The 6,728-nt window shown below is 63.5% G+C and carries 10 protein-coding genes; all 10 read left to right on the top strand.

The genetic code is table 11. The features are described from left to right. Positions 1-76: 76 nt before the first annotated feature. Positions 77-280 carry a hypothetical protein gene (locus PLN84_RS12240; RefSeq protein ID WP_292384399.1) on the top strand — a complete coding sequence of 68 codons (204 nt, stop codon included), beginning with the start codon at positions 77-79 and terminating at the stop codon, positions 278-280. Between the two features lies 1 nt (position 281). Further along, the gene (locus PLN84_RS12235; protein ID WP_292558832.1) at positions 282-1,127 is read left to right on the top strand and encodes an NADH-quinone oxidoreductase subunit H; all 846 of its coding nucleotides are present in this window, start codon (positions 282-284) and stop codon (positions 1,125-1,127) included. Then, positions 1,112-1,366, top strand: coding sequence for a hypothetical protein (locus tag PLN84_RS12230; RefSeq protein WP_299953871.1), 255 nt, complete (start codon positions 1,112-1,114; stop codon positions 1,364-1,366). Before PLN84_RS12235 ends, PLN84_RS12230 begins: the two co-directional genes overlap by 16 nt. Next, entirely contained in the window at positions 1,363-1,752 is a 390-nt protein-coding gene (locus tag PLN84_RS12225; protein WP_292384404.1) for a DUF1959 family protein, read from the top strand. The genes PLN84_RS12230 and PLN84_RS12225 overlap by 4 nt, the downstream gene beginning before the upstream one ends. Further along, positions 1,749-2,207, top strand: a complete 459-nt coding sequence (locus PLN84_RS12220; protein WP_292384405.1) for a hypothetical protein — start codon at positions 1,749-1,751, stop codon at positions 2,205-2,207. The genes PLN84_RS12225 and PLN84_RS12220 overlap by 4 nt, the downstream gene beginning before the upstream one ends. Further along, entirely contained in the window at positions 2,204-3,289 is a 1,086-nt protein-coding gene (locus PLN84_RS12215; protein ID WP_292384406.1) for a nickel-dependent hydrogenase large subunit, read from the top strand. Before PLN84_RS12220 ends, PLN84_RS12215 begins: the two co-directional genes overlap by 4 nt. Positions 3,290-3,292: 3 nt before the next feature. Continuing rightward, positions 3,293-3,901, top strand: a complete 609-nt coding sequence (locus PLN84_RS12210) for a 4Fe-4S binding protein (protein WP_292384407.1) — start codon at positions 3,293-3,295, stop codon at positions 3,899-3,901. Continuing rightward, positions 3,898-4,287: a molybdopterin dinucleotide binding domain-containing protein gene (locus PLN84_RS12205; RefSeq protein WP_292384408.1), complete on the top strand. Its 390-nt coding sequence runs from the start codon at positions 3,898-3,900 to the stop codon at positions 4,285-4,287. Before PLN84_RS12210 ends, PLN84_RS12205 begins: the two co-directional genes overlap by 4 nt. After that, complete coding sequence (locus PLN84_RS12200) at positions 4,277-5,566, top strand: formylmethanofuran dehydrogenase subunit B (protein ID WP_292384409.1); 1,290 nt, start codon at positions 4,277-4,279, stop codon at positions 5,564-5,566. The genes PLN84_RS12205 and PLN84_RS12200 overlap by 11 nt, the downstream gene beginning before the upstream one ends. Continuing rightward, a partial coding sequence (locus PLN84_RS12195) for a formylmethanofuran dehydrogenase subunit A (RefSeq protein WP_348532115.1) occupies positions 5,563-6,728 on the top strand: 1,166 nt, incomplete at its 3' end. The genes PLN84_RS12200 and PLN84_RS12195, both read left to right, overlap by 4 nt.

The raw sequence follows: 6,728 nt of genomic DNA, 5'->3' as shown, positions 1-6,728 counted from the left end.
ACGTCATCATGTGCTCCCTCTCGTCGCTGTTGATCTTCCTCCGCGTCGTGGAGATTGTCATAACCATCTGATTGCCATGAAGAAAACGACAATTACCTACGGACTCGCGGCATCGGCCCTTGTCATCGTCGTCGCATGGGGGCTGCTCGCGGCATCCCTCATACCGCTCTGGGCGGCCGAGACGGCCATCGTGATCGCCTTTCCCGTACTGGTGCTCTTCCTCGCGCTCTGGTGGCGGGCGCCGGGCGGAGAAGAGGACATCCCCTTCATAGGATACTGATATGATCGAGTACCTGGTATTTGCAGCAGCATTCGGCCTCCTCCTGCTGGGGCTCCACCGGAAAGTCATCGCACGGGTACAGATGCGACCGGGCCCCCCGGTCTGGCAGGAGATCCTCCACGCCCTGAAGTTCTCGTTCAAGAGCACCTGGATCCCGAAGACGGCAAGCAGCCTGCTCTACGTCGGGGTCGTGCTCATCGGCATCGGCATATGGAGCGCCGCGCTCTTCGTCGTCCTTGCGGGCGAGAGCATCCTGATCCTCTTTGCGATCTACATGCTGCACAAGATCGTCGAGCACGGGTTCGGGCTCTCGTCGGGATCGCCCTACGGGAAGTTCGGCGGCGTCCGGTCGGTCATATCCGCGGCCTCCGAGATCCCGCTCTTCGTCACGATTGCGGCGATTTACCTCTTCACGGACTCGCTCCTCCTCCGTGACATCATCGCCTACCAGGCGGTCCACGGGCCGCTCCTCCTGATCGCACCGCCCGCCGCGATAGCCATGTACATCGTCATCCTCTCGAAACTGCCCTACGGCCCCTTCTCGATCGTCGAGTCCAAAGAACTCGTGAGCGGCTACAAGACCGAGCACTTCGGTGTCTGGCGGGCCGGGATCTCCGTCATCGACGGGCTTAAGACGTTCGTCCTCCTCTTCGCCTTCGTCGCGATCTTCATCGGGGCCGTGCCGTTCTCTCTGGCCCTCGTCATCATGACGGTCGTCCTCGTATCACTCTCGTTCGTCTGTGCGGTGACCCCCATGCTCTCGCCGTTCGACAGCGTCACCGTCCAGGGGATCGTCACCCTGCTGATGGTCGGCTATGCCGGGGTTCTCTGGTGGGTGATGCCATGATCCGCAGGATGGTGCTCTTAGGGGCGGTCATCTACATCGTCATCGCGGCCGTGCAGTGGGTGGCGAACCGGACGGTCTTTTACGAGGCAGTGATCTTCTCCGGGATCCTTGTCGCCCTCTCGCTCGTCCACTACGCCGAAAACGAGGAGCGGCTCAAGAAGATGGAGATGACCGTGGTCTGGCTCGTGATCTTGCTCTTCGTCGGTTATGCCCTCGCAAAGGCCGGAGGATACCTATGACCGGCTACCTCTACGAAAAAGACCTCCGGCAGATGAAGTACACCATTCTCGCGAGCACACGACACGACGAGACCGTCCGGGCGATTGCCCGGCACCTCGGTATAACCGAGGCGAAACTCCGGCGGACGATGCTCCGGCGGTTCGACATGTCCCTGCTTGAGAACCTCGAGTCCCGGTGGGAGATGGGGCAGGAGCACGCCGATAACGGCGACCCGGTCGCGGAAGAACTCGGCTACGAACTCTTCACCCGGTTCGTGCCGCTCGTGGATACGGAAGTGATGCAGACCATATACAACGAGACAAAAGCAATGATACAGGAAGGTTCAGCCACCGGCGAGGCGCTCGAACGAGGAAAAGAACGGGTCCGGGAGGCGGTCCTCTCGTGAGGAATATCCTCCAGAAGATCAAGAACGCCGTCCGGTCACGGTCGATCCACGTCAGTTACGTCGACGTCGGGTCGTGCAACGGCTGCGACATCGAGGTGCTCGCCTGCCTTGCGCCGCGCTACGACATCGAGCAGTACGGCATCTACGTCCACAACAATCCCCGGGAAGCCGACGTCCTCCTGGTCATCGGCTCCGTCACCCCGCAGTGGGTGGACAAACTCCGCGATATCTGGGAGAAGATCCCGGAGCCGAAGGTGGCCGTCGCGATCGGGAACTGCCCGATATCGGGGTGCGTCTATAACAGGAGGGGCACCCTGACCACGCCGCCCGTCGAGAACTACATCCCCATCGCGGCAAGCGTCCCGGGCTGCCCGCCCCGCCCGACCGAGATCCTCTCTGCGATCCTCTCGGTCGCGCCGCTGATATTCAAAGACTACGAGGAGAATCAGAAATGAAGAAGACCGTCGACGTATCCATCCCCCTCGGCCCTGTGCACCCCTGCTGGAAGGAGCCTGTCCGCCTCAAGTGCGAGACGGCGGGCGAGCGGGTGCTCAGGACCGAGGTCGAGCTCGGTTACATGAAGAAAGGGATCGAGCGGATCATGCGGGGCCGGCCCTGGCAGGAGGTGATGTTCCTTGCGGAACGCGTCTGCGGCATCTGCTCGGTCATCCACAACATGGTCTTCATCGAGGCGATGGAAGAGATCAGCGATATCGCCGTGCCGCCGCGGGCGGCGTACCTCCGGGTCGTCGCAAACGAACTCGACCGGATTGCAAGCCACATCCTCGCGAACTTCTCCTACTGCTACACGATCGAGCACGAGACGCTCGCGATGTACCTCTTAAACACCCGGGAGACCGTCCTCGATAACCTGGAACGGCTCACGGGCTCGAGGATCAACACCGCCTACATGATCCCCGGCGGGGTCCGGTTCGACCTCCTTCCCGAGGACGCCGCGGCGATGCTTGCGGATCTCTCAAAGGTGGAGGAGGAGATGCAGCGGCATACCAGGATCTTCGAGACCGGCCCCCTGATTGCGCTCCGGAGCAAGGGGATCGGGGTCATGAACCATGAGGAGGCGATCCGGTCCCATACCGTCGGCCCAACGGCCCGGGCGAGCGGTGTCGTCTGCGACCTGCGCCTTCGCCACCCGACCTACCGGGAGCTCGGGTTTACCCAGGTCACCCGGACCGAGGGCGACAACTTCGCCCGCGTGATGGTCAGGTTCCAGGAGGTCTTCCAGAGCATCGACCTGATCCGGAAATGCATAGAAACCCTCCCCGACGGCCCCGTCCGGGGCGGCGGCTTCTGCAAAGCGGGCGAGACCTCGTATGCCGGCGAGGCTCCCCGCGGGGAACTGACCTACTCGATCAAGACCGACGACTACGGCAGGGTGGTCGATATCGCCATCAGGACGCCCTCGATCATGAACATCGAGGCCTGCGTCCACGCGATGATCCCCGACGCCACGTCGATCGCGGACGTGACGGCGACGTTCATCAGCAGCGACCCCTGCGTCGCGTGCAACGAGAGGTAGGATATGCGATCGATCATCTACTACGTGCGTGAGTTTCTCCGGCCGGAATGGCTGAAAACATTCTTCTTCGCCAGGACCGCACCGCTTGAGACCCCCTCGTACTTCAAGGGCTACCCGGCCCGGACGGAGAAGGAGTGCACGCGGTGCCTTTCCTGCATGATGATCTGCCCCGCGCCCGGCGCCATCGCGGTTCTCCGCAAGAAGGACCAATGGGGGCCGGAGATCTACCCCGGCCACTGCATCCGGTGCGGCCTCTGCGTCGAGGCATGCCCCGAAGGCGTTCTGTCGAGCGGGCGGATCCTCGACGTCACCCGGCGCGACGGGACGGCGTTCTGGTCGTGGTACCACCTCCAGGTCGACGACAGCCTCTGCATGCGCTGCGGAAACTGCTGCGTCTCCTGCCCGGTCAACCGGGAGATCGACCCGCAACTCGGGGCGACGGGAACCTCCTCAAGCGACGAGGTGATCATGCGGATCGAGGGCGGCCGGGTGACGATACTCCACGAGGAGAAGTGCACGGGGTGCAAGACCTGCGAGATCAACTGCCCGAACCGGGCCATCCGGGTCGCCCGGATGGTGGAAGGGGTGCAGGGCGAGGAGGCGGAGGCATGACGTATCTCATGATCACGGGCCGGACGGTGAACCAGGGGGTGACGGTCGAGAACAAGACCTCCGCCGAATACGCGGCCGAGACCTCCACCTGCTTCATGCACGAGTTCGATATGATGGAACTTGGGCTTGACGACGGCGAGTGTATCCGGGTGACCGGGCCCTGCGGCGAGGTCGTCATGCGGGTCTCCGCATCCGAGGAGGTGGAGACGGGCACCGTCTTTGTCCCCTACGGGCCCTACGCAAACCACATCGTCGCTGCCGGCACCCACTCCACCGGGATGCCTGACTTCAAGTCGCACGAGGTGGAGATCGAACCGACGGATGAAGAGCCGAAGACCGTTCACGGACTGATGGAAGACCTGGGAGGGCTTGCCTATGATCGTTAAGGACGCGGTCTGCCCGTTCTGCGGATGCCTCTGCGACGATATCGAGGTGGAGGTGGACGGGGACCGGGTGGTCGCTGTGACGAACGCCTGCGAACTCGGCACGAAGAAGTTCATGGGCGAGAAGAGGCTGAAGAACCCGATCCTGCGCGATGGAGACGCATGGAAGGATATCACCTACGATGAGGCGGCCCGCTACGCCGCCGGTATGCTCCTCTCTGCCGAGCGCCCGCTCCTGTATGGGTGGAGCGGGACCCACGGGGAGGCCCAGTGTGTGGGGGTGCATATGGCCGAACTCGTCCGGGGCGTCATCGACAACACCTCCTCGGTCTGCCACGGACCGTCGATCCTGGCCATCCAGGAGGTCGGGCACCCGGGCTGCACCCTCGGGGTGGTGAAGAACCGGGCGGACCTTGTCATCTACTGGGGATCGAACCCGATCGACGCCCACCCCCGTCACCTCTCCCGCTACACCCGCTACGCGGAAGGGTTCTTCCTCGACAACGCCTTCCGCGACCGGAAGGTGATCGTCGTCGACGTCAGGAAGACCGAGACGGCGAACATCGCTGACGAGTTCGTGCAGATCAAGCCCGGCGGGGACTATGCGGTCCTCTCGGCGCTCCGGGCGATCGTCCGGGGCAAGACGGAGACGATCCCCCGGACGGTCGCGGGCGTCACCCGCGAGCAGCTTGTCCGGGTGGCGAACCTCTGTAAAGGAGCGAAGTTCGGGGCGGTCTACTTCGGGCTCGGGCTCACGATGACCCGCGGAAAGTACAAGAACATCAGGAACGCCATCGAACTCGTCTCGGAACTGAGCCGGCACACGAAGTTCACCATCTCGGCGATGCGGGGCCACTACAACGTCTACGGGTCCAACGAAGTGAACACTTGGATGACCGGCTACCCCTTCGGGATCGACTTCTCCCGGGGGATCGCCTTCTACAACCCGGGTGAGACGACGGCCGTGGATATCTTGGCCCGGAAAGAGTGCGACGCGGCGCTGATCGTCGGGAGCGACCCGGCCGCCCACTTCCCGCGAAAGTGCCTGGAGCACCTCGCGGAGATCCCGGTGGTCCAGCTCGACCCCTACCCGAACGCCACGACCGCGTTCTGCAACGTCCAGATCCCGGTGGCGGTGACCGGCATCGACGCCGTGGGGACGGCCTACCGGATGGACGGGGTGCCCATCCGGACAAGGCAGGTCCTCTCTTCCGGTTATCCGTCCGACCGGGAGGTCCTTTTGAAGATGTATACGCTGATGCAGGAGGGAAAAGGGCAATGACCGAACTCCTGGTGAAGAACGCCTGCGTCATCGACCCCCTCCGGTCCATCAACGCCGAGACGATGGACATCGCCATCCGTGACGGCAGGATCGTTGAGGAGGTGAGCGGTGCGGCGGAGGTGATCGACGTCCACGGCATGCTCACGATGCCGGGCGGGGTCGACTCGCACACCCATATCTGCGGGACGAAGGTGAACTTCGGGCGGTACATGAGCCCCGAGGATATGCGGGCGGGGAGGACGCCCCGGCGGGGGCCGCTGCACGCCACGTCCGGCTACAGCGTCCCGACCACCTACGGCAACAGTTACCGTTACAGCGTGATGGGCTACACCACCCTGCTCGAGGGCGCGATGGCACCGCTCGAGGCACGCCACACCCACGAGGAGTTCATCTACACGCCGCTCCAGGATACGATGGCAAACACCCTCTTCGACGGGAACTGGGGAATCATGGAGGCGATCCGCGACGGCGACACGAAGAGGGTTGCAGCCATCATCGCCTGGACGCTCCGGGCGGTGAAGGGGTTCGGCGTCAAACTCACGAACCCAGGCGGCACCGAGGCCTGGCAGTGGGGCAAGAACGTCTCCTGCATCAGGGACCCGGTGCCCTACTTCGAGGTGACGCCCGCGGAGATCATCCGGAAGGTGATCGAGGCGAACGAGCTCCTCCATCTCCCGCACTCCGTCCACCTCCACGCGAACAACCTGGGCACGCCGGGGAACTACACCTGCACGCTTGGGTCGATGGGCCTCGTCCCGGACCTGAACAAAAAGAGGCAGACGCTCTATGCCACCCACGTCCAGTTCCACGCCTACGGCGGGTCCGGGTGGCCGGATTTCTGCTCGAAGAGCGAGCCGATAGCAAATTTCGTCAACATGCGCCCGCAGATCGTCATGGACATGGGGCAGGTGATGTTCGGCCGGACGACGACGATGACCGCCGACGGGCCGATGGAGTTCAACCTCTACCGCCTCCACCACGAGAAGTGGAGCAACCACGACGTGGAGCTCGAGACCGGTTCCGGGATCATCCCGGTCATCTACCGGCGCAAGAACCTGGTCAACTCGATCATGTGGGCGATCGGGCTCGAACTCGCCCTCCTCACGGAGAGCCCCTGGCAGTGCCTGCTCACGACGGATAACCCGAACGGTGCGCCGTTCGT

This window comes from Methanoculleus sp., from assembly GCF_035363275.1.
In the GTDB taxonomy this organism is placed as follows: domain Archaea; phylum Halobacteriota; class Methanomicrobia; order Methanomicrobiales; family Methanoculleaceae; genus Methanoculleus.
This window is presented reverse-complemented; position numbering and strand designations above follow the sequence as displayed.

Bases quoted from the DNA above. Each gene is read 5' to 3' on its own strand.
- PLN84_RS12210 (WP_292384407.1), top strand. From the start codon at position 3,293: ATGCGATCGATCATCTACTACGTGCGTGAGTTTCTCCGGCCGGAATGG.
- PLN84_RS12200 (WP_292384409.1), top strand. From the start codon at position 4,277: ATGATCGTTAAGGACGCGGTCTGCCCGTTCTGCGGATGCCTCTGCGAC.
- PLN84_RS12205 (WP_292384408.1), top strand. From the start codon at position 3,898: ATGACGTATCTCATGATCACGGGCCGGACGGTGAACCAGGGGGTGACG.
- PLN84_RS12235 (WP_292558832.1), top strand. From the start codon at position 282: ATGATCGAGTACCTGGTATTTGCAGCAGCATTCGGCCTCCTCCTGCTG.
- PLN84_RS12215 (WP_292384406.1), top strand. From the start codon at position 2,204: ATGAAGAAGACCGTCGACGTATCCATCCCCCTCGGCCCTGTGCACCCC.
- PLN84_RS12225 (WP_292384404.1), top strand. From the start codon at position 1,363: ATGACCGGCTACCTCTACGAAAAAGACCTCCGGCAGATGAAGTACACC.
- PLN84_RS12240 (WP_292384399.1), top strand. From the start codon at position 77: ATGAAGAAAACGACAATTACCTACGGACTCGCGGCATCGGCCCTTGTC.